Origin of the sequence: Hahella sp. HN01 (assembly GCF_018986435.1) — a bacterium.
GTDB lineage: Bacteria > Pseudomonadota > Gammaproteobacteria > Pseudomonadales > Oleiphilaceae > Hahella.
Genome location: NZ_JAHMIN010000037.1, coordinates 31,342 through 58,219, shown reverse-complemented (window position 1 = coordinate 58,219; position 26,878 = coordinate 31,342). Strand labels below are relative to the sequence as shown.

The 26,878-nt window shown below is 51.5% G+C and carries 23 protein-coding genes and 6 tRNA genes; 14 read left to right on the top strand and 15 right to left on the bottom strand.

Annotated elements, in window-relative coordinates; genetic code table 11:
* The first annotated feature begins 390 nt into the window (after positions 1-390).
* The gene (locus tag KP814_RS26585) at positions 391-1,584 is read left to right on the top strand and encodes a glycosyltransferase (protein ID WP_216739619.1); all 1,194 of its coding nucleotides are present in this window, start codon (positions 391-393) and stop codon (positions 1,582-1,584) included.
* Positions 1,585-1,648: 64 nt separating this feature from the next.
* On the opposite strand, the gene KP814_RS26580 is transcribed toward KP814_RS26585, so the two are convergent.
* Positions 1,649-2,968 (bottom strand): Na+/H+ antiporter NhaC family protein, encoded by a 1,320-nt coding sequence (locus tag KP814_RS26580; RefSeq protein ID WP_216739618.1) that lies wholly within the window; start codon positions 2,966-2,968, stop codon positions 1,649-1,651.
* Positions 2,969-3,344: 376 nt separating this feature from the next.
* Between KP814_RS26580 and KP814_RS26575 the strand changes: the two genes are divergently transcribed.
* On the top strand, positions 3,345-5,030 hold the full coding sequence (locus tag KP814_RS26575; protein WP_216739617.1) for a S8 family peptidase: 1,686 nt from the start codon (positions 3,345-3,347) through the stop codon (positions 5,028-5,030).
* Here KP814_RS26575 and rtcR read toward each other — a convergent pair.
* Complete coding sequence (gene rtcR, locus KP814_RS26570) at positions 5,027-6,676, bottom strand: RNA repair transcriptional activator RtcR (protein WP_253938652.1); 1,650 nt, start codon at positions 6,674-6,676, stop codon at positions 5,027-5,029. The two genes, KP814_RS26575 and rtcR, sit on opposite strands and share 4 nt — an antisense overlap.
* 247 nt (positions 6,677-6,923) lie before the next feature.
* Between rtcR and KP814_RS26565 the strand changes: the two genes are divergently transcribed.
* From KP814_RS26565 to KP814_RS26555, 3 genes are all read left to right on the top strand, one after another.
* Positions 6,924-6,997: transfer RNA gene (locus KP814_RS26565), tRNA-Met, on the top strand.
* A gap of 157 nt (positions 6,998-7,154) precedes the next feature.
* Positions 7,155-7,229: transfer RNA gene (locus KP814_RS26560), tRNA-Cys, on the top strand.
* Positions 7,230-7,254: 25 nt separating this feature from the next.
* Positions 7,255-7,329 (top strand) — tRNA-Glu (locus KP814_RS26555).
* A 335-nt stretch (positions 7,330-7,664) separates the two neighbouring features.
* On the opposite strand, the gene KP814_RS26550 is transcribed toward KP814_RS26555, so the two are convergent.
* Positions 7,665-7,751: transfer RNA gene (locus KP814_RS26550), tRNA-Leu, on the bottom strand.
* 284 nt (positions 7,752-8,035) lie between these two features.
* Between KP814_RS26550 and rnr the strand changes: the two genes are divergently transcribed.
* The 8 genes from rnr to KP814_RS26510 all read left to right on the top strand — a co-directional run bounded on the left by rnr (position 8,036) and on the right by KP814_RS26510 (position 16,425).
* A complete protein-coding gene (gene rnr / locus KP814_RS26545) occupies positions 8,036-10,462 on the top strand; it encodes a ribonuclease R (protein ID WP_216739616.1) in 2,427 nt (808 codons plus the stop codon).
* A 105-nt stretch (positions 10,463-10,567) separates the two neighbouring features.
* Entirely contained in the window at positions 10,568-11,284 is a 717-nt protein-coding gene (rlmB, locus tag KP814_RS26540) for a 23S rRNA (guanosine(2251)-2'-O)-methyltransferase RlmB (protein WP_253938656.1), read from the top strand.
* A 126-nt stretch (positions 11,285-11,410) separates the two neighbouring features.
* Entirely contained in the window at positions 11,411-11,839 is a 429-nt protein-coding gene (gene rpsF / locus KP814_RS26535; RefSeq protein WP_216739614.1) for a 30S ribosomal protein S6, read from the top strand.
* Between the two features lie 16 nt (positions 11,840-11,855).
* Positions 11,856-12,086 carry a 30S ribosomal protein S18 gene (gene rpsR / locus KP814_RS26530; protein WP_011395632.1) on the top strand — a complete coding sequence of 77 codons (231 nt, stop codon included), beginning with the start codon at positions 11,856-11,858 and terminating at the stop codon, positions 12,084-12,086.
* Positions 12,087-12,211: 125 nt separating this feature from the next.
* Entirely contained in the window at positions 12,212-12,658 is a 447-nt protein-coding gene (gene rplI, locus KP814_RS26525) for a 50S ribosomal protein L9 (protein ID WP_127972820.1), read from the top strand.
* A gap of 140 nt (positions 12,659-12,798) precedes the next feature.
* Positions 12,799-14,229 (top strand): replicative DNA helicase, encoded by a 1,431-nt coding sequence (gene dnaB / locus KP814_RS26520; RefSeq protein WP_253938651.1) that lies wholly within the window; start codon positions 12,799-12,801, stop codon positions 14,227-14,229.
* Entirely contained in the window at positions 14,229-15,353 is a 1,125-nt protein-coding gene (alr, locus tag KP814_RS26515) for an alanine racemase (protein WP_216739613.1), read from the top strand. Before dnaB ends, alr begins: the two co-directional genes overlap by 1 nt.
* Positions 15,354-15,519: 166 nt before the next feature.
* Positions 15,520-16,425, top strand: a complete 906-nt coding sequence (locus KP814_RS26510; RefSeq protein WP_371824096.1) for an NAD(P)-dependent oxidoreductase — start codon at positions 15,520-15,522, stop codon at positions 16,423-16,425.
* On the opposite strand, the gene fnr is transcribed toward KP814_RS26510, so the two are convergent.
* A complete protein-coding gene (gene fnr, locus KP814_RS26505; RefSeq protein WP_216739611.1) occupies positions 16,422-17,201 on the bottom strand; it encodes a fumarate/nitrate reduction transcriptional regulator Fnr in 780 nt (259 codons plus the stop codon). The two genes, KP814_RS26510 and fnr, sit on opposite strands and share 4 nt — an antisense overlap.
* Positions 17,202-17,345: 144 nt before the next feature.
* A complete protein-coding gene (locus KP814_RS26500) occupies positions 17,346-18,362 on the bottom strand; it encodes a hypothetical protein (RefSeq protein ID WP_216739610.1) in 1,017 nt (338 codons plus the stop codon).
* A 310-nt stretch (positions 18,363-18,672) separates the two neighbouring features.
* Between KP814_RS26500 and KP814_RS26495 the strand changes: the two genes are divergently transcribed.
* Complete coding sequence (locus KP814_RS26495) at positions 18,673-19,395, top strand: lysophospholipid acyltransferase family protein (protein ID WP_371824095.1); 723 nt, start codon at positions 18,673-18,675, stop codon at positions 19,393-19,395.
* 7 nt (positions 19,396-19,402) lie between these two features.
* Here KP814_RS26495 and KP814_RS26490 read toward each other — a convergent pair whose 3' ends face one another.
* From KP814_RS26490 to lolB, 10 genes are all read right to left on the bottom strand, one after another.
* Entirely contained in the window at positions 19,403-20,137 is a 735-nt protein-coding gene (locus KP814_RS26490; protein WP_127972815.1) for an ABC transporter substrate-binding protein, read from the bottom strand.
* Between the two features lie 184 nt (positions 20,138-20,321).
* The gene (locus tag KP814_RS26485) at positions 20,322-21,065 is read right to left on the bottom strand and encodes an ABC transporter substrate-binding protein (RefSeq protein ID WP_216739609.1); all 744 of its coding nucleotides are present in this window, start codon (positions 21,063-21,065) and stop codon (positions 20,322-20,324) included.
* Between the two features lie 229 nt (positions 21,066-21,294).
* A tRNA-Met gene (locus KP814_RS26480) sits at positions 21,295-21,371 on the bottom strand.
* A 64-nt stretch (positions 21,372-21,435) separates the two neighbouring features.
* Entirely contained in the window at positions 21,436-22,527 is a 1,092-nt protein-coding gene (gene ychF / locus KP814_RS26475; RefSeq protein WP_216739608.1) for a redox-regulated ATPase YchF, read from the bottom strand.
* Between the two features lie 242 nt (positions 22,528-22,769).
* Positions 22,770-23,357, bottom strand: coding sequence for an aminoacyl-tRNA hydrolase (gene pth, locus KP814_RS26470; protein ID WP_216739607.1), 588 nt, complete (start codon positions 23,355-23,357; stop codon positions 22,770-22,772).
* A gap of 6 nt (positions 23,358-23,363) precedes the next feature.
* The gene (locus KP814_RS26465; RefSeq protein ID WP_216739606.1) at positions 23,364-23,990 is read right to left on the bottom strand and encodes a 50S ribosomal protein L25/general stress protein Ctc; all 627 of its coding nucleotides are present in this window, start codon (positions 23,988-23,990) and stop codon (positions 23,364-23,366) included.
* 146 nt (positions 23,991-24,136) lie between these two features.
* Positions 24,137-25,081, bottom strand: coding sequence for a ribose-phosphate diphosphokinase (locus KP814_RS26460; RefSeq protein WP_011395645.1), 945 nt, complete (start codon positions 25,079-25,081; stop codon positions 24,137-24,139).
* 64 nt (positions 25,082-25,145) lie between these two features.
* Positions 25,146-25,220, bottom strand: a tRNA-Gln gene (locus tag KP814_RS26455).
* Between the two features lie 26 nt (positions 25,221-25,246).
* Positions 25,247-26,137 carry a 4-(cytidine 5'-diphospho)-2-C-methyl-D-erythritol kinase gene (ispE, locus tag KP814_RS26450; RefSeq protein WP_216739605.1) on the bottom strand — a complete coding sequence of 297 codons (891 nt, stop codon included), beginning with the start codon at positions 26,135-26,137 and terminating at the stop codon, positions 25,247-25,249.
* Between the two features lie 52 nt (positions 26,138-26,189).
* Positions 26,190-26,810, bottom strand: coding sequence for a lipoprotein insertase outer membrane protein LolB (lolB, locus tag KP814_RS26445; RefSeq protein WP_216739604.1), 621 nt, complete (start codon positions 26,808-26,810; stop codon positions 26,190-26,192).
* Positions 26,811-26,878: the final 68 nt, after the last annotated feature.

Here is a 26,878-nt window from a genome sequence, read left to right as displayed (position 1 = left end):
TCAACATACCCGCTACAGAAACTCCTGCAAATCGTTCTTATATATTTGGGGGTGCTACAGACTTCTGCATTTAGCCTAAAAACGTAAATGTGGCTTTGATGCTAACGAATGCTATCGTTTTCTCTTCTCTGAATTAGACTGGGATGAGCGGTGAGTGAAGACTGTCCAAGTAGAGGGGGTGATTAAATCTATTTTTGGCATTCAGTGACCTTTTAATCGCAAGGACAGACTGCTGATTAAGGCTTATAAACCTTAATTTTGCTCTTCGAGGGGCAAAAGGTGTCGGGAAAAAAGTTTATAGTTGTTCAAGCTCCCTGTCGGAGAGAAATATTCCGATAACTATGGATGGTTCAGAGGTTTCCTTGTGCTCAATAGTGTGTTGAATAGATTATGCAGCTTAATAAAAAAACTATCCTACTAGCCTGGGAGTGGGGTGAAGGTTTAGGGCATTTAAGTAATTTGTTATTCTTTGCTGAGTCGTTGCAGGAATCCGGATATGAGGTTGTTGTTGCAGTAAGAGATAAGGTTGCGGCATCTAAGCTTATTCGTGAGCCGAATATTAAACTCATTCAGGCTCCTGCATGGAGACGAAGAGCTAGGTCGATTGTTCATGATGTATCTAGCTTTTCAACAGTTTTATATAACTTTGGATTTACGGATCTTGCTTGTCTATATGACTGCGTCAGCGGTTGGAAGAGAGTGCTTCAAAATTACCAGCCTCAGGTAGTTGTTTGTGAATTTGCGCCAGGGCTACAAGTCGCGGCTTATGGCTTGGGTATTGATACTGTTGCTGTTGGGAGCAGCTTTGCTGAACCTGACCCCAACCGCTATGGACTCAAAATTACAGGCGAAGCTGAAAAGCCTGAGGACATCGATCTTCATATGGCGGTGCAAGACAATATTAATCGGGTCTTATCCCGCTTAAAAATGGCGACGCTGGAGTCTCTGGATGAACTCTTCAGAGTAAAGGGAACGTTGCTAACAACCTTGCCAGAACTTGATGTTTACCAGAGAAGGGTGGATGGAGATTATCTTGGTCCTTTATCCATGACGCTTGGTGAATCTGAAATCTGCTGGACTGAGCATGATAAACCCAAAGTTCTGGCTTACGTTAAGCCAGACTCTATGTTCTTCGAAGCTTTGATGCTAATGCTGTCGCGTTCGGGATGTAACGTGATCGCTTACGTCCCTAAGTCTGATAAAAGAGTCGCCGCCTCTGAATATGTCAGTGACACTATGAAAGTCTTTTCAAGCCCAGTGGATGTAGTCTCGTTGATAGAGGGTGCGGACATAGTCGTCCATCATGGCGGGAATGGGCTTTTGTGCCAAACCTTATTAAAAGGTAAGCCTCAGCTACTTGCGCCAAATCACCAGGAACAGCATTTAAATGCGTCTAAGCTTCAGGACCTGGGAGCAGGCTTGGTTGTGGAAAATGCTGATCTTGAGGAATGTGAGGAGTCTTTTAAACGGCTTCTGGATGAGGTGTCCTATTCTGAGTGCGCACAAGGAATAGCGTCTCGTTATAGTTTTATAACTCAGGACTGGCAGCGGGAAAAAGTACGCTCAGTATTTTTTCAAAACTAAGCGCTGATAAGCGCCGTTATTTGCATCAAAAAAGCCCGCAACAGCGGGCTTCCAATTCAAGTCATTAACTTTGGACTTTGCCTTTCGGCAGTCCGATGACAATTGATATCAGCGCCATGAGTCCCAGTAGCCAGCAATATTGGATGTTGCCGATCAGTTCTACTGGAGAGACTTTGGCCAGGGACGAGGCCAGCAGGGCCTGTGCGCCGTAGGGGATAACGCCTTGGACGACGCAGGAGAAAATGTCCATCAGGCTGGCGCTGCGGCGTGGGTCGACCTGATAGCGGTCGGCGATATCTTTCGCCAGGCTGCCGGACAGAAGAATCGCGACGGTGTTATTGGCGGTGCAGACATTGGTCAGGGCGACGGTAGCGCTGATGCTCAATTCGCCCGCGCGGCTGGTGTGCTGCTTGGCGCCGCCCAGTCTGCTGATACGGTCGATGGTTTTCGCCAGCCAGTCCAGGCCGCCTTGAGACTTCATCATGGCGCCCAGGCCGCCGATCAGCAGCGATAGGATCAGAATTTCCTGCATGCCTGTGTAGCCGGCATAGATGTCCTTGGACCAGGACGCTACGCTGTAGTCAGGCTGCATGAACAAGCCAATTCCACCCGCCAGCACAATGCCGCTGAACAGCACCAGCATGACATTGACGCCCAATACCGCCAGCGCCAGCACCGCGACATAGGGCAGGATGCGGATCAATTCATAGTCCTTAGGCGCTTCCACTACGGCGTTACTGCTCTGGAAGTACAACCAGATTAAGGTCAGCACCGCCGCTGGCGCTGCGATCATGAAGTTCAGTTTGAACTTGTCGCGCATTTCGCAGCCTTGGGTGCGAGTGGCGGCGATGGTGGTGTCGGAAATAATAGACAGGTTGTCGCCGAACATAGCGCCCCCCACTACTGTGCCGATAGTCAGCAGCATGGGGAGTTCCGTTGCGTCAGCGACGCCCACCGCGATAGGGGCGATAGCGGCGATGGTGCCCATGGAGGTGCCCATGGCGGTAGCGACGAAAGCGGTGATGATGAACAGTCCTGGCAATACCAGAGAAGGCGGTATCACGCTGAGTCCGAAATTAACGGTAGCATCCACGCCGCCTACGGCTTTGGCGACGCTGGCGAAACCGCCCGCCAGCAGATAAATCAGAACCATGGTGATGATTGTGTTGTCGCCGACGCCCTTGATAAAGGTTTCTATGCGCTCATTCAAGGTTCCGCGCGCCATCATTACCGCTAATAGAATAGCGGGCAGGATCGCGACTGGCGCGGAGATTTGATAAAAGGCGTACTCAACGCCCTCTGACTGATACCAGAGGCCGCTGCCGACAAACAGCGCCAGAAACAGCGCCAGCGGAAGCAAAGCTAAGGGAGATGCTTGGGACATATTACTTCTGTATTCCACGAATGATTAAGAGCCACCCCGTTCGGTACAGATACAGGGCGCTGACTATAAAAAGGCGAAAGATTATAGGTAACGGAAAATTAATCTCTAATAATTTATCGTGATCGGGAGCTCTGTTTCGGTTATAAGCTATGCCGTTTTAAGGTCATAAAGAAATATTTGACGCAAAAACAGATCCTTATATTTCCTGTCCTGGCCAAGCGTTCAGACGTCGCCTTGAGCGCGTCATAAGTTTTTCGTAGAGTCAACGAACTGTCAGCTTTTCCGGGCGTCGGGTTTTCTGTACATCCTTGGAAGTAGGGAAGCGCTGGCTGCTCACTGCAGTACTTTATGCAACTTCAGTCAAGGAATGATTGTTATGAGATTAGCTTTGTTGTTGATGACGGTAGTAGTATTGACAGGACTTCAAGGGGCGCGCGCTTTAGCGCAAGATGTCGCTTACCGACCGCAACGATTTATTATTCACTATGCTGGCGATACCGCGACGCCTCCATCCTCTTTCTCCTTCTCTTTAATTTCTCCCGCTGCGCGCAGCGCTTTGCAAAGCATCGATTATCTACGCCCTCTCGCTGTTGGCTCTCGCCGCTTATATCAGGCAAAACGCCGGCTGACTCAGACTGAGCTGGCGCAGTTGAAACAAGATTTACTCAGTGACGCCAGCGTTCTTGATGTGGAGGAAGACATATTGCTGCATAAGACGCTTGCGCCTAATGACCCGCGTTATGTCGAGCAATGGGGATATTTTGACGAAGTCGCGGGCATCAATGCGCCCGCTGCATGGAGCGTGGCGACCGGTTCAGGCGTCGTGGCGGCGGTGCTGGATACGGGAATCGTCGCCCACTCGGATATGGACGCGAATGTCGTCACCGGATATGACTTTATCAGCGACCCAGTTGTCGCCAATGATGGCGATGGGCGTGACGCTGACGCCAGTGATCCCGGGGATTGGGTGGCGCAAAACGAATGTTACGACGGAGCGGAGGCGGAAGACTCCAGTTGGCATGGGTCGCATGTGGCTGGGACAATCGCCGCCGTCACTAACAACCAAATTGGAGTTGCAGGAGTGGCGTTTAACGCCCGTATTTTGCCAGTTCGTGTGCTGGGCAAATGCGGAGGTTATCTGTCGGATATTGCGGACGCTCTGGTCTGGGCTGCGGGCGTGCCGGTGGATGGCGCGCCTGAGAATCTGCACCCCGCCAAGGTCATTAATATGAGCCTGACAGGGGAAGGGCGTTGTGGCGGGACCATGCAGTCAGCCATCAACATGGTGCGTCAGCGCAATGTCACGGTGGTTGTCGCCGCTGGTAACGCTAATGCGGATGTTCGCCACTTTCTACCGGCCAACTGCAAAGGCGTTATAGCGGTTGCTGCAAATAACAAGGCGGGCGCACGCGCCTGGTACTCCAATTTCGGTCGCAAAGTCGACGTCTCTGCGCCGGGTGGTGAAACTGATGTGCTCGGTAACGGGGTGTTGTCTATATGGAATACCGGCCTGACCGTGCCGGGGGAGGAGTCCTATCAGTTCTATCAAGGCACCAGTATGGCGACGCCCCATGTGGCGGGGATAGCGGCTCTCCTGTATGAAGCTGACCCAGGAGCGACGCCGGGACGGATCGAAAGCGCTATAAAACTGGGAGCGAGACCCTTGCCCGGGGATTGTGATGGTGGATGCGGCGCAGGCATCGCTGACGCAGCGCGGGCGCTGGCGGCGCTGAATGGCGATCTGCCGCTGCCGGAGCGGGGCGTGTTAAGGCTGGAGAATCTGCGAGGAGGTGAGAATGAATGGGACTACTATCGCTTTGAGGTACCGCGCGGCGCTATCGAAATGGTGGTCAGGAGCTTTGGTGGGACGGGGGATGTGGACCTCTATGTCGCCGACGATGTGCGTCCCACGCCGAATAAATATGACTGCCGCCCTTTTGTAGACGGCAATGAAGAGCAATGTGTGTTTCCCAATCCCGAACCCGGCGTATGGTTTATCGGGTTGCGCGGACGCCACAGTTATCGCGGCGTCAGCGTTACCGCCAGCTGGCGCAAACCCTAGCTGGCGCTATTTCCATTCAGACTGAATTGACTGATGCTGTCAAAGTGAAGGCCGTACTTGGCCAGATATTGACGTAATCGATGGGAGTCGTTTGTCTGTTTTTTGCGAAGCCGGGATGCATTGTAAATGGTGCGTCCCGCCTCTGCGCCGTCCCGGCAGTTTCTGCACACTTCGATGACGGCTTTCAGTTGCACTTTCTCAATATAATCAACGTGCTCAAGCTGTTCGAGGTCGAGATATTGGGCCAGAAAATCATCCAGAGATAAGCTGCTCGCCATCGCCGGCGATTCCGCGTGCGACCACAGATAACGTAACCGCTGTAGCTCCTCGTCCACATGATCCGTCTTAATCCGTCCTTTGTCCGCCAGGGTCGCCATGCGCACGATGCTGGCGTTGAGGTCGCGGAAATTGGCGGGCCAAAGCGCCTCGGGAGACAATGCGAACTCAAGATAGCGGGCGCGGGCTTCTTTGTTGAACGCCACTCTCTCGCCATGATTGCGCTCAAATCGATCCAGTTCGTACTCGATGTTGGGTTCGACGTCCTGTTTCCTCTCCGCCAGTCCGGGGAGGCGGTAAGTCCATAAATTGATACGCGCAAAGAGGTCCTCTCTGAAGCGACCTTCTTTCACTTCTTTGCGAAGATCTTTATTGGCGCCGGCGATCAGCTGAAAGTCGCTTTTCTCCTCCAGGTCCGCGCCCATGGGCAGAAAGCATTTGTCTTCGATGGCGCGTAACAGCATGGCCTGTTCATCCAAACCCAGCTCGCCGACTTCATCAAGAAACACCATGCCTTTATCCGCACGTTTCAGTAAGCCGTCCCGCTTATCCACTGCCCCGGTGAATGCGCCTTTTTTATGGCCGAACAAGGTGGACATAGCGTTGTCGCCCACCAGCGTGGCGCAGTTGGTCTCCACAAAATCGCCGCTCACCAGATTGCGTTTTTTCTTCAGCTCGTAGATGCGGCGTGCGATATGGGACTTGCCGGCGCCAGTCGGACCGGTGATCAACATGGGCGCGATAGAGCGCTGTGCGACCAGCTCGATTTGCTGAATCATCCGGTTGAACGCCGGGTTGCGAGTCTGAATGCCGGATTTCAGAAAGTCTTCACCTTCAAGATGATCTTTGCGAAAACGCTCTGCAATTGCGTCGTATTTGGAAAGATCCAGGTCGATGATTTGGTGGCGCGGTTCAGTCGAACCTTCCTTCGGTGGCGCTGTTTGCAACAGCTTGCCGGGAAAAAGTCGCGATTCGTGCAACAGGAAGATAACGATCTGCTGAATATGCGAGCCGGTCGTGATGTGGAAAAAATAATTAGCGCTGGGGTCAAACCTGAAGTCGGAAAGAAAGTCTCGCAACTGCAGATAGGTGATCTCCAGTTCCCACGGGGAGGTAAAGCTGACATCGTGGATGGCGACATGCGTTTCCGGGCTGACGACATTGATATCCGCAGAGACTTCTTCGGCAAGCGCCATGTCTTTACCAGCGCTGAGTAAATGCAGCTCATCCACCGGGAAGACCTCGGCGCGTTGAGTGATGGAGACGTTCGGCCGCCAGCGCTCCCAGCGCTTCTCAAACTTACCGCGACGCTTGGACACGACATCCAAAGTCGTGCCGAGAATGGATAGGACGATATTTTTGCTGTTCATCGAAATTTGGGGCGTATCCAAAGCAATATTTTGATATCAAACATGATATTTATTGCTGCGCGTATAAGCTACGTCCAATACTGTATTTTTGCTCGGTAATTCTATAAGCATTTATAAAACAATTGCTTATGATTCTATTTGGTGGGGTGAAAATAAGTTGGCACGCAGCTCGCTATAACAGTTACAGATTCTGGCTGGCAGCCATACCTTCAGAATCCGGCTCGTCTGCGAAAGAGAGCCGCTTTACGCCGCCTTAGCTTAATCGGTTAGAGTACTGGCTTCATAAGCCATAGGTTGTCGGTTCGAGTCCGACAGGCGGCACTATTAATCAGGCAGACAAATAGCTTCCTTCTATTTGTCTGCAACGACAGGGCCTGCACATGTCAGTCCCTGTCTCCCGCGGCTAGCCGCCGCGCTGGCGCATCCATGCGCCTGATGATTAACATGCCAATATTATTGCCAAGTTAATATCAAAAAAGAGGTCGTGGCAGAGCGGTAATGCATCAGTCTGCAAAACTGACGATCGCGGGTTCAAGTCCCGCCGACCTCTCCAATGCATAAATATCCACTTTCCCATTGCGCCAGTCGTCTAATGGTGAGGACGCAAGGTTTTCAACCTTGTAATGTCGGTTCGACTCCGTCCTGGCGCACCAAAACTTCCTCTTATTACTGAATAAGCCTCTTGGCGTTTTAAGTGTGCCCAATTCAGATAGCTCAACTGACATAAATCTTAAGCAGCCCTTTGCGAAAGATCTCTGCTGTTGGTAAGCCTGTTAGGGTTTGAGTCCGAGGTTGGCGGATGTGGGGTGGCGAATGTTGATTGAAGTTTGTCAGTGCTAACCAGCTTCTTGAGGTGTTTTGGATGGTTGCTATCTATGGTCGAAAGAGGAGGGGAAGGCGTCTGGGAGCAGAAACAAAAAAAGCGCCTTAGGCGCTTATTTGTCAGAGTTGAAGTTCAACTCTTTGTTGTCTTTATCCTTAAATTAAATGGTGCCGAGGAGAGGACTTGAACCTCCACGGGGTTGCCCCCACTAGCACCTGAAGCTAGCGTGTCTACCAATTTCACCACCTCGGCACTTCAGGATGGCGCGAACTTTACGCGTCACTTGGATCTTTGTCAACGCTTTTTTTGAGTTGGGTTTTAACTTTTTTTAAAACCGCGCCTAAATTGAAAAAGTTGAATAAAAAGCAAACGTTAAAGTGCTCTGAATGCTCAAATTGTTCTAAATTTATACATGGGGCGGGCGTATCTGCGAATGGTTTTTAAATGCGGGAATTATGTTAATGTGACGGAAAACCAACCATATCGGTCGCAGGTTCCGCTATGTTGATGAATTTTGTAGATTTAAGGTCCTTTTAATGGGAAAAAAGAAAAAGAGTAGTTTGGATCCTTTTGCGGAGCGCGAAGCCGCCCGTTATGAACACCCCACCGCAAGTCGCGAATTTATTCTTACCTTTCTTGAAGAGCGCGGCGCTCCCGCGACCATCGAAGAAATAGCTTCCTCTTTTAATGTAGTGCAGCCTGAGCCCTATGAAGGGTTGCGTCGTCGATTGATCGCCATGAGTCGGGATGGTCAGTTGGTGTGCAATCGTAGAGGCGCCTATGGCTTGCCGAAAAAGATGAATCTGATTCGCGGTCGGGTGCAGGGACATAAAGATGGCTACGGCTTTGTTATTCCTGAAGAGGGCGGTTCGGATTTATACCTGTCATCGCGTCAGATGAAACGGGTCTTTGATGGCGACATTGTGTTGGTGCGGGCAGAAGGCCGCGAATTTAAAGGCAAGCGTGAAGGCGTGATCGTTGAGGTGGTCGAACGGCGAACATTCGAAGCGGTTGGGCGCATATATATGGAGAGTGGAGTCGCCTTCGTTGTTCCAGACAATCCTCGTATTACCCAGGACATCCTGGTGCCAGAGCATGCTCTTAATGGCGCCAAGCACGGACAATATGTGACATTGGAGATTGTGCGTCAGCCCGATGTGCGTGTTAATCCGATGGGGTATGTCAAAGAAGTGCTGGGTGAGCACATGGCGCCGGGTATGGAAATCGATGTCGCTCTGCGCACTTACTCCATTCCATTCCGTTGGCCGGAAGAGGTTGATGCGGAGGCGGCCAAGTTCAAGTCCAAATTGAGTGCGCGTGATAAAGCGCACCGAGTCGATATTCGACATCTGCCTTTAGTGACAATCGATGGCGAGGATGCGCGGGATTTTGATGATGCGGTCTATTGTGAAGCGAAGAAGTCTGGCGGCTGGCGTTTGTATGTGGCGATCGCCGACGTTTCGCATTATGTGAAGCTGCAGACGGCTCTGGATAAAGAGGCCTTTCAGCGCGGGAACTCAGTTTACTTCCCCAATCGGGTGGTTCCCATGTTGCCCGAGGTGCTATCCAATGGACTGTGCTCGCTCAATCCGGATGTCGAGCGTTTGTGTATGGTCTGTGAAATGACCATCAGCCAGAAGGGTAAGCTGAGCGGCTATAAGTTTTATGAAGGGCTGATGCTTTCTAAGGCGCGGCTGACCTACACCAAGGTGGGCGCCTACATCGACGACCCTGAATCTGCCGAGGGTAAAGCTTTTGCGGAAAGATATGCGGATCTGGCGCCGCATATTCGCGAGCTGCATAAGTTGTATATGGCGTTGAGACAGGCTCGGGAAGAGCGCGGAGCCATTGATTTCGAAACCGTTGAAACTCGAATTCTTTTCGATTCGGACCGCAAGATCGACAAGATCGTACCGGTCGTGCGCAATGACGCCCACAAACTCATAGAAGAATGCATGTTGTGCGCTAATGTCGCGACGGCGAAGCTGCTGGAGAAGTATGAAATTCCTTCGTTGTTTCGTGTGCATGAAGGGCCTACGGCGGAGAGGTTGGAGAATCTGCGCGCGTTTCTTGGCGAGTTGAGTTTAAGTCTTGGGGGCGGCTCTAATCCGAAGCCGTCAGACTATCAGGCGCTGACGGAGAGTATCCGCGGCCGGCCGGATAGCGCCACACTGCAGACGGTCATGTTGCGTTCTTTGAGCCAGGCGGTATATCAGCCAGAGAACAAGGGGCACTTTGGTTTGGGGTATGAGGCGTATACGCATTTTACTTCGCCGATTCGCCGCTTTCCGGACTTGCTGGTTCATAGGGCAATCAGAGACCTGATTCGAAGTGAGCGGCCCTGTAAAAATGTGCAGCGGGTGGAGGGCGCGCCAGCCTTGCCAAAAAGCGCACGTTATAATTATGACATTCAAGCGTTACTTGTTCTCGGAGAGCAATGCTCAATGACTGAGCGTCGCGCTGATGAAGCCACGCGCGACGTGATGAGCTGGCTCAAATGCGAGTATCTGACTCAGCATGTGGGTGAGAAGTTTGATGGTATCGTGGCCGCTGTCACCGCGTTCGGGCTTTTTGTCGAGCTTAAAGATTTATATGTTGAAGGGCTTGTCCATGTTTCCTCCCTGAAGAGCGACTACTATCAATTCGACGCGGTGAAGCATCGTCTTGTTGGTGAGCGCACGGGCGTTACGCATCGCCTGGGCGATGAGGTGAGGGTGCAAGTGGTTCGAGTTGGGCTAGAAGATCGTAAGATCGACTTGGAAATGATTGGCGAGCCCAAACGATCGGCCCCAGGTAAAAAGAACAAGCGCAAGGAAATTCTGGCGCAATGGAATGAAGAGTGGAAAAAGGAAAAGAAAGCCGGTGGCGGACAACCTGCGAAAGGCGCCAAGGGAGGTAAGGGTTCCGAGGCGAGTGGTCCTTTGCGTAAGCCGCAAAAAAAAGGACGCCGCAAACGCTCTTAGCAGTATGAAAAAGCTGGCGTAAAGCAAACACTAAACCGGTAGAATGCCGGTTTTTTAACGTACGGAACGAGTTTAACTGTGTCTGAATCAAACATTGTGTTTGGGATGCATGCGGTAAGAGCACTGCTACAGAAGCATCCGGGTAAAATTGATCGTTTACTGCTATCGGAGCAGCGTCATGACCATCGCTTGCAGGAGATAGCTCAGCTGGCTCAAGAGCGCCGGGTGCCCTTTACTCAAGTGGGTAAGTCAGCGCTGGATAAGGCTGCTGATGGCGCGCATCAGGGGGTTGTGGCCTATCTGAAGGCGGACCGAATGAGCAATGAGACCGATTTGGAGGAGTTGCTGGAGAAGTTGGAGGAGCCAGCGCTGTTGCTCGTCCTGGATGGCGTCACTGATCCTCATAACCTTGGAGCTTGTTTGCGCTCCGCCAATGCGGCGGGCGTACACGCCGTCATCGTGCCCAAAGATAAATCCGCTCCGTTGAATGCGGCCGCCAGAAAAGTGGCGTGCGGCGCTGCGGAAGTGACGCCTCTGATTCGCGTCACGAATCTGGCTCGTACCTTAAAGCACATCCAAACTTATGGCGTTTGGCTGGTTGGCGCAGCCGGCGAGGCGGAGCAAAGTCTGTATCAGGCGGACTTCAAGGGTTCGGTCGCCATCGTGATGGGAGCTGAAGATAAAGGGATGCGCCGCCTTACTCGCGAAAACTGCGACAGTCTCGTCAATATTCCCATGCTGGGCGAGGTCAGCAGCCTGAATGTGTCCGTCGCCACAGGCGTATGCCTGTTTGAGGCGGTGCGACAGCGTCAGTTTGGTTAGTTTGTGTTCGTTTACGGGCTTGCAAGTCTTGCTGAACAGGCATAGAATGCTGCCCTCTTAAAACCACCATCAACTCCTTGCCTTACGAAAACGCAACGTAAGGCTGTTAAACCGAAGGGAGCTACAATGCGTCACTACGAAATCGTGATCATGGTTCATCCTGATCAAAGCGAGCAGGTGCCTGCAATGGTTGAGCGTTACACCTCCAGCGTAAACGCTGGCGGCGGTAAAGTTCACCGTCTGGAAGACTGGGGTCGCCGTCACATGGCTTATCCCATCAACAAAATTCACAAAGCGCACTATGTGTTGATGAATATTGAGTGTTCTCAAGAAGTCATCGACGAACTGATGCACAACTTCCGTTTTAACGACGCCATCCTCCGTGACTTGGTTATTCGTCGTAAGGATGCTGTGACCGAAGTGTCGCCCATCAAAGCAGCTGAGTCCCGCGAACAGCGCGCTCCTCGTGGCGAAGATCGTCCCGCCCGCGTCGTTGCTGACGACGTTGACGACTCTGACGACGATACTGACGACGAAGACAGCAACGAAGAATAAGGTATAGGAGGCTATCATGGCTCGTTTCTTTCGCAGAAGAAAGTTCTGCCGTTTTACTGCCGAAGGCGTAAAAGAGATTGATTACAAAGATGTAGAAGTATTGAAAGGCTACATCACTGAAACTGGCAAAATCGTGCCAAGCCGCATCACCGGCACCAAGGCGCGTTACCAGCGTCAGCTCGCCACTGCTATCAAGCGTGCGCGTTACCTGGCTCTGCTGCCTTACACTGATCGCCACGACGACTAAGCGCCTGAAAAATTTCCGCTATTTCCTCATTGTTAGTGAAGTGGCGTAGAACAATCAGGTTCTTAAAGGTTTGCCAATCGGAAGCTAAGAGGCTTCCGATTGTTACAAGATTTGAGGTAAACAAGATGGAAGTTATTCTTCTCGAAAAAGTAGCCAACCTCGGAAACCTTGGCGATAAAGTTAAGGTTCGCGCTGGTTATGGCCGTAACTTTCTGGTGCCTTACGGCAAAGCTGTTCCTGCAACTAAAGCGAATGTAGAGCAGTTCGAAGCTCGTCGCGCAGAGCTTGAAAAAGCGGCTGCCGAGAAGCTGTCCGAAGCTCAGGCTCGTGCAGAAGCTATCAACGGTAAAGAAGTGACCATCGTTGCTAAATCTGGCGACGAAGGTAAGTTGTTCGGCTCTGTTGGTACTAAAGACATTGCTGACGCCGTGACTGCTTTGGGCGTTGAAGTTGAGAAAAGCGAAGTTCGCTTGCCTGAAGGCGCTCTGCGCAACACAGGTGAGTACGAAGTAGACGTACAGATGCACACCGACGTTACTGCTACCGTTAAGGTAATCGTAGTCGGCGAGTAATCTCCGGTCATACAAGAAAAGGCAGTCCGCTCCATGCGCACTGCCTTTTTTTATGCTCTCAAGACTTCACGATAGTCGTGTTGTCCATGCCCGCAAATTAGCGATAATAAGCGCTACTCTTAAAAGCTCTGCAAGTCATTATGAATGAGTCAGTAATACGTAAAGATTCGGCCAAGTCTTCGGAAGGGCAGGGCCCAAGCGCCGCCCTGGTTGGTTCCTCTGTGGTAAAGGCTCCGCCCCATTCGATTGAGGCGGAGCAGTCTGTTCTGGGCGGTCTGATGCTGGATAACGCCAGCTGGGACAAGATTTCCGACATCATTACAGCAAAAGACTTTTATCGTCTGGATCACCGTCTGATATTTGGCTCAATTTCCCGATTGGCGAATCTCGGCAGTCCACTGGACGCCATCACTGTCTCGGAAGAGCTGGATAATCGCAACGAGTTGAACTCTGCGGGTGGGTTGGCCTATCTGAGTGAGCTGGCCAAAAATACTCCTAGCGCCGCCAATATTCGCGCCTATGCGGAAATCATTCGCGAGCGTTCCGTATTGCGTCAGTTGATTACAGTCGCTAATGAAATCGCCGATGAGGCCTACCAGACGGAGGGGCGCACCAGCACAGAGGTGTTGGATGACGCAGAGCGGCGAGTTTTTCAGATAGCGGAATCCCGGCCCAATCAGGGCGGGCCTGAATCGGTTAATCCGATTCTGACTAAGACCCTTAAGAAAATTGATGAGTTGTTCCACTCAGACGGGGCCATTACAGGTGTTACAACTGGATTTCGTGACCTGGATGATCGCACCTCGGGGATGCAGTCTTCAGACCTGATCATCGTTGCCGGCCGTCCTTCCATGGGTAAGACCACATTTGCGATGAACCTGGTTGAGAACGCGCTGATACTGGGGGGTAAGCCCGTCCTGGTATTCAGTATGGAGATGCCTTCCGACTCTATCGTTATGCGTATGCTGTCATCTCTGGGGCGAATTGATCAGACTAAAGTAAGAAGTGGAAAGCTGGATGAGGACGACTGGCCGCGTCTTACATCAGCCGTTAACATGTTGAAAGACAAGCCGTTATACATCGACGATACCGCGGCGTTAAGTCCGACGGAAATGCGCTCCCGGGCGAGAAGGGTGGCGCGGGATCATAATGGTGAAATTGGCTTGATCATGGTGGACTACCTTCAGTTGATGAGGGTGCCGGGAATGACCGAAGGGCGTACGGCCGAAATTTCAGAAATTTCGCGAGGCTTGAAAGCATTGGCGAAGGAGCTGAACTGTCCTGTGGTCGCCTTGTCCCAGCTTAACCGTAGTTTGGAGCAGCGACCCAATAAGCGGCCAGTTAACTCTGACTTGCGGGAATCTGGAGCGATTGAGCAGGACGCTGACTTGATCATGTTCATCTACCGGGATGAGGTCTATCACGAAGACAGCCCGGACAAAGGTATTGCGGAAATTATTATCGGTAAGCAGCGTAACGGCCCTATCGGAACGGTGCGCTTGGCGTTCATGGGTAAATTCACAAGGTTTGAAGATTTGGCTCACGATTATGGCGGGGGAGACTACGAGTAATGCGTCCATCCCGCGCTCTTATTGATCTGGACGCCTTGCGTCACAATATTCGTTTGCTGAATTCCATTGCTAAAAACGCCCGTTGTGCGGCGGTAATTAAAGCTGATGCATACGGCCATGGCGCAGTGGAAATCGCACGCGCCCTGAAAGCGGAGGCTCCCAAGCTGGCGGTGGCCTGTTACGATGAGGCGGTGAGTTTGCGTGAAGCGGGTATTACGACGCCGCTATTAGTGCTGGAAGGATTTTATAGCTCAGAGGAGTTGGCTGACTCTACCCGTTGGCGCGATATAGAGTGGGTTGTGCATGATATGGAGCAATTGGACATGCTGTCCGAAGTGGCTCCTTTGCGTAAAACAGGTCCTGGTTCCGCCCGGATGCAAACCTGGATCAAGTTGAATACAGGTATGAACCGGTTGGGTTTGCCGTTAAATAAACTGGCTGGCGTCGCTGAGATGCTGGGGCAGTTTCCCGGGCTTTCTGTTATTGGGCTGATGACTCACTTCGCATGCGCCGATGAGCTGGATAGTTTGCTGCAACAGGAGCAGTGGCGGGCGTTTCAAGCTGGTATGCAGGCGGCGGGATCGGGTGGCTGGAGTTACTCATCGGCTAATTCGGCCGCTTTGTTGCAGTATCCGGAAACTCACTTGGATTGGGTGCGCCCAGGTATTGCGATGTACGGCGCTTCTCCTATGGCGGATAAGACCGGGGCGGATTTTGGCTTGAAGCCGGTAATGACCTTTGAGTCGCGCTTGATTGCTACTCGGGAGCTGCAAGCTGGAGACTCTATTGGCTATGGCGCCGCCTGGACTGCGAACGGCCCAACAAGAATGGGAGTGGTTGCGGTAGGGTATGGCGATGGATATCCAAGACAAATGCAAAATGGTGCGCCTGTCGCCGTGTGCGGTAAGCGGACAAAGATTATCGGGCGGGTGTCCATGGATATGCTGACGGTGGATATCTCTCACATTCCAGAAGCGCGTATTGGGTCGGAGGTGGAGCTGTGGGGCGGAGCTGTTTCCGCTGATGAGGTTGCAGGATATGCGTCAACAATCTCCTATACTTTATTTACGGGCATGACCTCGCGTGTCCCCAGGGTATACCTTAATCGCTCGGAAGGGGGTTAAAGCGCAGCGTTAAGCTGGATGATGGGGATAGAGTCCGGGGTATCGGGTTTGCGAAAATCCCATCAAGCAGCCAATATTGTTAACATAATATCTTCAGACGGCCCGCATTCTGGGGGCGCTAAAGGCTACGAGACACATTTTAAGGGGGGCATGAGTGATTGTTTGTGTGACGGGAATTGATTCGCCATTAGGTAAGGCTATAGCTCAGCGTTTACAGCAGAGCGGCATAGCAGTGGAGGGCGTTCCCTACGAGCAGTTTCTGATGACCAATGATGCGATCGTGCGAGCAATGAGGGCGATGCCGTCTGCGGATTTCGTGGTTCATGCTGCGGAGATGGCTGACCTGTTCAAGGCGGAGCAGCATCCGGATTTGGCCTATCAGGTTAATGTCTCCGCTTGTGAGGCGGTAGCGGAGGTGGCGGCTTTATGGAAGGCTCCGATTATTCATCTCTCCAGTCATCTTGTTTTCGATGGCGTCAAAAAGAATCCTTATATATCCGCGAACAAAGGACGTCCTCTTTCTGTGTATGGGCGGACAAAACTGCAGAGCGAACAATGGCTTCAGGAAAACTATAGCAAGCATCTGATCTTGAGGGTGGGCTGGTTGCTGGAGGCTGGCGCCCAAGGCTGGCTGCAGACCATGCTTTCCGCGCTGTCTTCAGGGAAGCGCCTAAACGCCAGCACTGATATGCAGCTGACTCCTGTTGCGGTGGATGATGTGGCGAGAGTCGTGGACGCTGTTATCAAGCAGCTGAGTTGTAATATCTCTGTGTGGGGTGTTTACCATTATGCTGGCGCCGAAGCTGTTACCCACTATGAGCTGTTGAAAGCGATTGTGCTGCAGGCGTTTGGACAAGAAGAAATGTTGCAGGCCCTTATCGAGAAAAAGGGCGCGGATGTATTGCCTGGGGTGGCGCTTCCGGCGAATGGCGCGTTAGGGTGCATCAAGCTGCGTAACACCTTTGGCGTCAAGCAGCTTCCCTGGCGTCGTTATCTACCTGCGTTGATTGAGCAATGTCAGCAGCGTGGAGGTGTAAAGCCGGCTGAAAACTGCTTGGAAGAGACCCGTTAACGGGCGTTAAGGGCTGATTCCTTCTGGTGATCCAGGCACTTGGTGTCGTGGCGAAGAATTTTCTGCAGCTCTTCTAATTGCAATATCTGAACTTCCCTTCCTTGGACTTTAATAATGCCATTGTTCTGGAAGCGGGTAATGACCCGGCTGACAGTTTCGACGGCCAAGCCTAAATAGTTGCCTATGTCGCTTCGTGGCATAGGAAGTCTGAAGTTTGTGCCGGACAGTCGGCGACGGCTAAAGCGAGTCGACAGGGACAGTAGAAGCGAGGCAATGCGTTCTTCAGCCGAGTTTTTGCTTAATAGCATAGTGAGCTGCCTGCTCTCCTGAATCTCTTTGCTCATTAATGAGAAAAAGTGGTGTTGCAGGCTGGGGATGTCTGAGGCAAGGTCCTCAAACTTCTCCAGAGGAATTTCGCACACGCTGGTGCGTTCAAGGGCGACGGCGGAGCAGGAATATTTTTCCATGCTAACGCTGTCCAGACCGATAATCTCGCCAGGCAGATAGAAACCAGTGACCTGTTCCTCGCCTTCCTCAGATACGGTGAATGTTTTGATCGCGCCGCTACGAACTGCGAAGCACGAGCGGAATGGGGTGTGTTGCTCAAAGATATATTCGCCGCGATTGAGCATTTTGCCCTGGCGAATGATTTCTTCCAGACGATCAATATCTTCAGCCCCGACCGCGATAGGAATGCAAAGCTTGCTCAAATTACATTCGTGGCAGCCTCTGTGTAAGCTAAAAGGAGAGGAGGTTGCTATATGCTTGCTTTCCATCGGTTGCCTCGTGGCTGGATGAGTGAAACTGCTTAAAGAGGCTTCTAGGATAGCCAATAGCTATTTAAAAGCAAATCCCTACAATGGGAAATTTACAGGGAAAACCTGCGCTCGCCTTTGTTTTTACATAGTTTTCACCTTTTGTTACAACTGGGTTTGAGTGTAACGAATTGCTCTTGCTGGAAGCTCGCTGTTGTCCAGAGCTTTGTAGTAGTCGTCCAACTGTGTGGCGTTGCGCAACTGGTAATGAGGTGTGTAAGAAAATGCGCCCAGCCCAACGCCATGTAGACAGCTGACTCCCTGGCTAATCAAGCCTGTCCAAGGTAGTGCGAAAAAGTCTTGCGTGATAGGAATAAACGATGCGGACTTAATACGCCGCTTGAAATCTTTTAGCGCCGCTTCCAGGCCTGCTGTGCCGGCGGATTCCATTTTATGGCTGGAGAGTAGGATGCCTTGCGGTCTCTCTGTCAGAATTTCCTCAAGGTGCTCGGATAGTGCGGTGACGGTCGCAGGAGTCACTTTCAGGCGCAGATAAACGGCTTTGAAGTCGAATGCTCGAATGGTCTGCAGCCAATCCCTAAGACTCTCAATAGGGAAGGACTGTGCGTATTCACCAGGATCATTGATGCAGACAATGTTAAAGCCCAACCCTTTAATCAGGGCTAGCGCTTCCTCGGAGTCAGGGCGAGCGTCCAGCTCGATAACATGGCGAGCATCGGCGTCGAAGTTTAGTTTGAACTCCCTGCCCAAATAGTACATCACCTGAGTCTGCGCCGCGGGAGTGAGCTGGCGAACCAGATCGCCGAACCAATGCAGGTACTTAACCTGGCTGCCGGCGGGAAGGTTTTGCTTGAGTAGTCTCACTTCTTTCACGATATAGTCGATGTACTTCTGCAAATTAGCATTCATGGATGGGAGTCGGCGGGCGTAATTTTCCGCACTGACAAGTGTATTAAAGCAAGGCGCTTGAACGCTCAATGCGAACCCGCCCTCATAATATCGAGCCAGGGAGCTGTTGCGATAATCCGCTTCATAGGCTCCCTCGTCCAAGGCGCTCCAGTTCTCACTGGAGAACTCTTTGGGGGGGGAGTTGAGCAAATAAACCCAGCTATCATTACCCCCATTTTGTTTCGCTTGTTCGACAACCTTTCCAACTGGCATATTGGGTCTCCAACCAGGTAAGAAAACATCTGCGCGCGTTTGACTCTCATTGTCCGCGATTTAGCGCGCGCGCCTGCTGTCACACTTGTTGGCAAGTGGATCCCCCCTCTCTCCATGGTCAGTGTATCCAGCTCCCGAAAGGGAGTCTTGATATTGATCAAGGGGTGAGCGGGTGACTGTCTGAGAGGGTGTACTTTAGTCGCAATATCCCTCAAACAATGGGTTTCTGGGACGTTGAGGGATAACATTCATTGCAGCTTTGGGCGGGGAGTTGATATCCTTTGCGGGCATTGAAAAAAGGCGGGCAAAAGTGCAGGCATTTCAGCTATTTCGGTCTTTCGTTTTTTACATTGGGTATGCTTGGGGCGTCATCATCACATCTTTGGTTGGGATGCTGGTAGGTCCTTACGTCAATTTTGAAAAGCGTTACTACATCGTCTCCCGGTTTAATGTGTTCGCACTTTGGTGGGCGCGTATTGTCTGCGGTATACGTTATGAGATCGAAGGGCTGGAGAACATTCCAAAGACGAGCTGTGTGGTTGTCAGCAATCATCAGAGCGCTTGGGAGACTTATTTATTGGGCGTCATATTTCGTCCTCAGTGTACTGTACTTAAGCAAGAGTTGATGAAAGTGCCATTTTTTGGTTGGGCGCTAAAGAGATTGAAACCCATCGCCATCGACCGGAGTAAGCCGTCAGCGGCGCTTAAGCAATTGCTTAAGCAGGGAAAGGAGCGTCTGACCTCAGGGTATTGGGTTGTGATTTATCCTGAAGGGACGCGCGTTCGTCCTGGGCAGGTTGGTAAATACAACAAGGGCGGCGCTTTGTTGGCTGTCAGCGCCGGCGTCCCTTTGCTGCCTGTGGCGCACAACGCTGGAGATTGCTGGCCTGCCGGCAGTATTAGTAAGCGTCCAGGTTTGATAAAGGTGAAAGTCGGCGCGCCAATTGAAACCAGCGGCCGAGCTACTGACGAAGTTCACAGGGAAATGGAAGAGTGGATAAGGCGGACTTCAGCCGCCTTAAGCCAGGCGTAAGAACTCTCTATTTGTAGTTTGAGTACACTTTGTCCAAATAGCCTTCAGTACGCATCTTATCGAGCACTTTGTTGAGGTGCTCAATGTTTTCGTCAGGTGTGTCCTTGTTCATCGCCAGATATAAACTGGTGTCTCTTATGGTAAAGATAGGTTTGATGTCGGAAACTCCGGCCAGCTTGGCGTAGTAATAGCCTGATGCGGTGCTGGAGATCCAGAGATCAACTTGTCTTTGCTGCAGTCTCTTTGGGTTGAGGCTGTCATCTTCCAGCTCTGAAGCGTTGAAGCCGTTGTTCTTCAAAAACTGCGCTCTGGAGTCATCCTTGTAGCAGCCAATCAAATAGGGCTTGGCGTCTTCTACAGAGTTTATTTTGATTGTTGTGTCATTCCTTGCGAAGAAGACCCAGTCATTCTTGGCGAGGGGGCCGACCCACTTGAACAGTGGTTTGCGCGCGTCAGTCAATGTAGTGCCGAATACGCCACGAAATTCCTTGCGTTGTGCAAAGTTGTAAGCGTAATTCCAGTTTCTGAGCTTCATGCGGTAGTCGTAACCCGAGCGTTTGAAGAGCTCTTTTACAATGTCTACGTTGATGCCGCTGATAGCGTCAGCTTTGTGTTCGTATTTGTGGTCTTCCTCGCCCATGTTAAAAGGCGGGAAATTTTCCGTGACCAGGTTAAAGGTTTCGCCACGAGCAATGGCGGACAGAAAGAGAACAGAAACCAACAATAGCTTCTTAGCGATCATTAAATCACCTCAAACGGCTGGGCGGATAGTGTTCTGACTAACGAATAGTCTGGCTGCTTATTAAACAGCTGGAGTAGGTGACTTCCGAATAAGTAGTTTTCCGGATAAGTAAAAAGAAACGGGTGGGAAAGTCTCTGCGAAGCCCGTCAAATGGGGCTTCGCAGTCTTTGTAAGACTCTGTTGTCTATCTGTATCTGGCGGTAATTTTGTCTAATTCGCCGCTGGAGCGAATTTTTTCCAGGGCTTCGTTCAGTTTGTTAACGTACTCATCTGGCGTTTCCTTGTTAACCGCTAAGAAGAGCTGTGTCTCTTTAACTGTGAATACAGGCTTGATGTTGGTGACGCCATTCTTCGCAGCATAGTATGGGCCGGATACGGGGCCGGATATCCAGAGGTCGATTTGGCCGTTTTGCAGTCTTTTGGGGTTCAGGGCGTCGTCGTCGAGACTGGAAGTCTCAAAGCCATTGGAAAGAAGCCACTGTTCTCTAACGTCCCCTTTATACGCGCCTATCTTGTACTTCTTGGCGTCTTCAATAGAGTTGATTTTAATGGTGGAGCCTCCCTTGGCGTACAGCACCCATCCGTCTGATGCGATAGGGCCAACCCATTTGAAAAGCGGTTTGCGGGCGTCGGTGAGAGTGGTTCCAAATACTCCTCGGAACTCTTTGCGCTGAGCGTAGTTGTATGCGTAGCTCCAATTACGCAGCTTCATGGTGTAACCGATTTTCGCCTTAGTAAAAATCTGTTTAACAACATCAGTAATCAGACCGGTGATATCCTCGGGTCTGTGTTCATACTCAGCATCATTTACGCTCATGTTGTAGGGAGGGAAGTTCTCGGTAACCAGATTGAAAGTTACCTCTTCCGCATTTGCTGATAAGCAGAGAGTGGCGCATAACGCCAAAAGAAGGGAGCGAAAATAATACATGTCTTAACCTCGAATGTAGCTACCCCATTAAGGATAGTCCGTCTATCCGAAAAATCCACGGTATGCCGAGAATTTTTTTTGTTATTTTGTTGATTTTATTAACAAAAGTACACACTGAAAGTGGATGTGCTTTATTTTTATGCGTTTTGGTCGTTGGGTGCGGGGTGGCGGTGCAGGAAATAGGGGGTAGAAACAAAAAAGCCCGCTTTAAAAGCGGGCTTTCGAAACTTGGTAGCAAGGGGCGGATTTGAACCGCCGACCCCAGCATTATGAGTGCTGTGCTCTAACCAACTGAGCTACCTTGCCGTCTCATTTGAGGCGCGTATTCTGTTGTTTTTTGGTGGGCTTGTCAACCCTAAAAATCATCAGTTTATACGTTAAATCTGAAATGAATTACGTCGCCGTCTTGAACGATGTAATCCTTGCCTTCCAGGCGCCATTTGCCAGCTTCTTTGGCTCCTTGTTCTCCATTGAAGGAGGTGAAGTCGTCATAGCTGACGATTTCCGCCCGAATGAATCCGCGCTCGAAATCGGAGTGGATGACGCCTGCTGCCTGAGGAGCCGTTGCGCCGATCTTAACGGTCCATGCGCGGACTTCTTTTACGCCAGCGGTAAAATAAGTCTGCAGGCCCAGCAGTTTGTAGCCGGCCCGAATGACGCGATCGAGCCCGGGTTCTTCCATGCCCAGGTCGGCCAGGAATTCGGTTTTCTCTTCGTCTTCCAGTTCTGCGATTTCGGATTCCAGCTTGTTGCAGATGGGAACGACGATAGCGCCTTCTTTTTCGGCGATGGCTCGCACCACGTCAAGGTGAGGGTTGTTCTCGAAGCCGTCTTCGGCAACGTTGGCTATGTACATGGTTGGCTTTACGGTAAGCAGGCAAAGCTCTCTGATCGCCAGCATTTCATCCGCGCTGAGATTCAAGGCGCGTACAGGCTTGGCTTCGTTTAGGTGTGGCAGTAATTTTTCCATCACCTCAATTTGCTGTTTGGCGAATTTGTCTCCGCCTTTGGCGATGCGCGAGATCCGCTTGATGCCTTTTTCTACTGTGTCCAGGTCGGCGAGAGCCAGCTCTGTATTGATGACGTCAATATCGGCGGCTGGATCGACTTTATTCGCCACGTGAACCACATTTTCATCAGCAAAGCAGCGCACTACGTGTGCAATAGCGTCAGTCTGTCTGATGTTCGCCAGGAACTGGTTGCCCAAGCCTTCGCCCTTGGAGGCTCCGGCCACTAAGCCTGCGATATCGACAAATTCCATGGTGGTGGGGATGACTTTCTGCGGCTTGACGATTTCCGCCAGCTTTTGCAAACGAGGGTCGGGCATGGCGACGATGCCTGAGTTGGGCTCAATGGTGCAAAAAGGGAAGTTTTCGGCGTCGATGCCCGCTTGGGTGAGTGCGTTGAATAGAGTTGATTTGCCTACGTTAGGGAGTCCGACTATGCCGCAATTAAATCCCATGATATGTCCTCAAAGCTCGGAAATTTAAGTAATTAGGTCTCTATAAAGTCTCGGCGGCCCAGCCTGGGCAGACAATGCAACAAATTTGCTGTCTGGTGTGGAGGGCGGAAAACTAAACCGCAGGCTCAAATTTTGAGGGCTGCGGGTGGTAATCTTGAAACCGGTGCGCTTTAGGCGCGTTAGTGGGCGCAAATTATACGCATTCGGAGAGGCGTGAGCCAGTTGGCAGGGAAGGAAATGCGTCAGGCGCGAAAGCTGTGCAGGCGGTTCATCGCAGTGTCCCACTGGCCGGAAACGATTGCCTCCAGGTGGGAGTCTAGTTGATAAAACGCAGATTCCAGCTTGTCCATATCTTCTTTGTTGATTCTGCCAAGGACATGGCCTGTCACTTTGCTTTTATCTCCGGGATGGCCGATACCCAGTCGCATACGGGGGAATTCTTTATTCCCTCCAAAACAGCGAATGATATCGCGCAGACCGTTGTGTCCCCCGTGTCCGCCGCCAAATTTGAGGCGAAGCGTTCCGGCGTCAATGTCCAGTTCATCGTGCGCCACCAGTATATTTTCCAGTTCGATTTTGTAGAACTGGCTGAGGCTCAGAACGGATTGACCGCTGCGGTTCATGAACGTGGTGGGAAAAAGCAGGTGGATGTCTTCGCCAGCGATGGATATTTTGCAATAGTCGCCGTGAAGTTTTTTGTCCGGTCTTAAGAATTGGCCTTTCTTTCTGGCTAGATGCTCTAACCAGAGAGCCCCGGCGTTATGCCGGGTCTGGGCATAGTCGGGGCCGGGATTTCCCAGCCCGACAATGGCGCGAACAGGCTTCGACATGGAGCCTTATTCAGCCTCAGCTTCGCCTTCAGCTTCGTCAGCCTTGGCGCCTTTCGGCTTGTGTACTGAAACAACAGGCAGGTCGTGGTCTGCGCCTTTTACCAGCTCAGCCAGCTCAACGCCTTCAGGCAGTTTCAGGTCGGAAAGGTGCAGGATTTGCTCAACCTGTACGGAAGTCATGTCAACTTCGATGAACTCAGGCAGGTTGGCAGGCAAACATACTACTTCGACTTCTGTTTGCTGGTGAGAAATGCTGCCGCCGCCTTGACGTACGCCTTCGCACTTGTCTTCGTTGATGAAGTGCAGAGGAACATTTACGTGCAGTTTCTGATCTTTTTGTACGCGCAGGAAGTCAGCGTGCATGATGATCGGCTTGTATGGGTGGCGCTGCAGATCTTTCAGGATGACGGACTCACTAGTTCCTTCAACGTCCAGGGTCAGAATGTGAGAGTAGAACGCTTCATTCTGCAGGGCGTGGCTCAGCTGGTTGTGGCTGACGGAAATAGCTACAGGAGCGGTTTCGCCGCCGTAGATGATTCCAGGAACTTTGCCGTCAATGCGACGTAGGCGGCGGCTCGCACCTTTCCCCTGAACGTCACGCTTTTCAGCGTTTAAGCTAAATTCATTACTCATGATTATTTCCTCAGTTTTAAACCCGGCAGGTCCGCGACCAGACCTGAAAGGCATTGTGGTTACCGGTTGAAATTGCCGGTGTCTTAAACAAACAAAGCTTCCATGAAGGAAGCTTTGTCGCTTTATCCCGATATATGGCGGGACAATTATCCGAACATGGCGCTGATCGACTCTTCGTTGCAAACGCGACGAATCGATTCGGCCAATAGGCCCGCCAAAGAAAGCTGGCGGATTTTATCACATTTCTGGGCTTTGTCACTCAATGGAATTGTGTCGGTGACCACAAGCTCGTCCAGTACGGAGTTTTCGATGTTTTCGATAGCCGGACCGGAGAGTACAGGGTGAGTGATGTAAGCGATAACTTTGCTGGCGCCGTGCTCTTTTAGAGCGTTGGCGGCTTTGCAAAGGGTTCCTGCTGTGTCCACGATGTCGTCGACCAGGATGCAAACTTTATCTTGCACTTCGCCGATAATGTGCATGACCTGAGCTTCGTTGGCGCGTGGGCGACGTTTGTCTATGATCGCCAGATCTGCGTCGTCCAGTCGCTTGGCGAATGCGCGGGCGCGCACAACGCCGCCAACATCTGGGGAAACGACAACGAAGTTTTCAAAATTGCGACGCTCGATATCGTCAAGCATGACCGGAGTGGCGTAGGCGTTGTCCACTGGAATGTGGAAGAAGCCCTGGATCTGGTCTGCGTGAAGATCCACAGTCAGTACGCGATTGATGCCGACGCCGGTAAGTATGTCCGCAACGACTTTTGCGCTGATAGGGACACGGGAAGATCGGGGTCTGCGATCCTGACGAGCATAACCGTAATAAGGAATTACTGCGGTGATTCTACCTGCCGAAGCTCTTCTGAGCGCATCAGCCATAACCACCAGCTCCATCAAATTATCATTGGTGGGCGCACAAGTAGGCTGAATAATGAAAACGTCCCGACCGCGCACGTTTTCATTGATCTCCACCGATACTTCGCCATCGCTGAAGCGGGTGACGGCTGCGGCGCCCATAGGGATATGGAGCGTATCAACGACGTTCTTGGCTAGTTCGGGGTTTGCTTGGCCGGTAAAAACCATTAACTTGGACACGGGACGTACCTTCATAATAGCGTCTAGGCAAATAATGAATTTTTAAAGGAGTGGGTTTGGAAGTTGGCTGGGGTGGTAGGATTCGAACCTACGCATGACGGGATCAAAACCCGCTGCCTTACCGCTTGGCTACACCCCAGTGGAGTCGCATTTCTGCTATCAGTTTTAATGATGACGCCATTTTTTGAGTTCTGACTGAACTGGCGACTCATTAATGCTCTTGGCGACAAAGCCGTGATATTTTGTCGGCATTTGGGAGAGAACATATTCCGCTCGCTTTTTTTCGGAGAAGCTTGCAAAGATGCAGGCCCCTGTTCCGGTTAATCTAGCTGGCGAAAATTGATCTAGCCAATTTATCGCCTCGCGAATCTCTGGGTACATCCTGCAAACTACTGTTTCACAGTCGTTTCGGAGGTTTTCGAGATCTCCCTCAAGAGCGGGCGCTATTGTGCTTTTTGGTGTGTCTCTTGTCAACCACTTATCTGAAAAAATTTTAGCGGTAGAGATATGGAGGTTTGGGTGGATGACTAAATACCATTTTTCCTGAGTGTCGACGGGGTGGAGAATGTCTCCCACACCTTCGGCGAAAGCTGTCGCGCCACGAACGAATACGGGTACGTCCGCCCCGAGTTTTAATCCCAGTTCGGCCAGAGTTTCAGTATCGAGATCTGTATTCCACAATTTATTTAGCGCTAACAATGTCGTCGCAGCGTTGGAGCTGCCGCCGCCGATGCCGCCGCCCATTGGCAGCTTCTTGTCTATATAGATGGAGACTCCGCTAATTTGCTTAACCTTATTTGGGCTTGCGGCCGCCACATGCTCTTTTAGTAGATGGGCGGCTTTGATGATGAGGTTGTCTGCTTCCGGCACGCCGGGGAGATTTGGCTCCAGCGTTATGCTTTGATCATCTCTGGGAGTGAAGCTCAGGCTGTCGCCGTAATCCAGTAATTGAAACAGAGTCTGCAGTTCGTGGTAGCCATCAGGGCGTCTGCCTGTGATGTGTAGAAAAAGATTCAGTTTCGCTGGAGAGCTTAGTGTCAGTGTTTCGTTGTGCATAGGAAGTGTGAGCAGGTTAGAACGGGTGGTTACTGAGTTGGGGTGGTGGCGCTCAGGGGCGCCACTCTGTTATGGCCATTTTGACGCGGGCGTCTTCGCTGGTAAGCGTGATTTTCTCCGGTAGCGAGAGGTCGCCGACCTGGGTGAAGCGGCCATATTCAATCAGCCAGCCATTCTGCTCAATGCTGACCAGTTCGCCATCAACGCTGAATGTCAGTTTGTTGGCCTCGTTCGCGTCAGGCACGCCGCGCACCCAGTAGGGGAGTGATTCAATTGGAATTGACCATCCAAGGGCGCGCTCCAGTAGTTGTTGTGGACGTTCGGAGAATAATGGCTCGTTATCGGGCTGTGAAAGGCGAATGCCTTTGGGGGAGCCTTCTATTTGTGTTGCGCCTAACCCTAATAAAGAAGAAGAAACGTGAATGGCGAAGTGATCGCCCTGTTGGTTCCATTCGTTGATGAGGGCGCTATCCAGGCGGTCTCCTCTACGCACGCTCAGTTTGCCTTGTAGTCGCCAGTGGTCGAACGCCAGCAGGGCGCTTTTGCGTTGTGACCAGTCGCCTGGCGCATTCAGGGTGGTTTCTTTGGGGGGCGTCAGCTGGCATCCGCTTAAAGCGACCAGTGTTGTAAGCAGTGCGGCGAAAAGGCGTCCGCCAGAAAATGTTTTTGACATCTATCGCGTCCGTTTATATGGATGGCTTGTCTGAATTGATTTTCGGGCGGGATTGATGCTCCCGCCCG